Annotated in this window: 1 protein-coding gene; it reads left to right on the top strand. The window is 72.3% G+C overall.

Annotation, left to right across the window (positions count from 1 at the left end; genetic code table 11):
* A partial coding sequence (locus ELR45_RS36520) for an aminotransferase class I/II-fold pyridoxal phosphate-dependent enzyme (protein WP_205855719.1) occupies positions 1-422 on the top strand: 422 nt, incomplete at both ends.

Below are 422 nucleotides of genomic sequence, written 5' to 3'. Positions count from 1 at the left end.
GGCGAGCTGCGTTACGACGTCGCCCCGCTGCCGTTGCTCGCCGCGATAGGCCCGGACGTCGTCATCCACCTAGGGACGGCGAGCAAGATCACCTCGCCGTCGCTCGGCGTGGGCTGGATGGTGGCGCCGGACGAGGTCGTGCGGGCGATGGCGGCACACCGGGACGTCAGCGGCGTGGGGCCGTCGCCCGCGGGGCAACGAGTGCTGGCGGCGATGGCAGAGACGGGCGACCTGTCGCGGCACCTGAGGCGGGTGCGCCGGGAGCTCGCCGCACGTCGTGAGCTGGTGGCGGCGATGCTGGCCGAGGCCGGCACGACGGTCATCGGCGACCGCGCGGGCGCGCACGTCGTCGTGCTTGTCGATGATGTAGACGACGAACGACATTTGGTCGAGCTCGCCTTCGGTGCCGGGGTCCACCTCGA

Origin of the sequence: Phytoactinopolyspora endophytica (assembly GCF_004138495.1) — a bacterium.
GTDB lineage: Bacteria > Actinomycetota > Actinomycetes > Jiangellales > Jiangellaceae > Phytoactinopolyspora > Phytoactinopolyspora endophytica.
The sequence above is the reverse complement of the archived record's forward strand: the minus strand, read 5'-3'. Positions and strand labels throughout refer to the sequence as shown.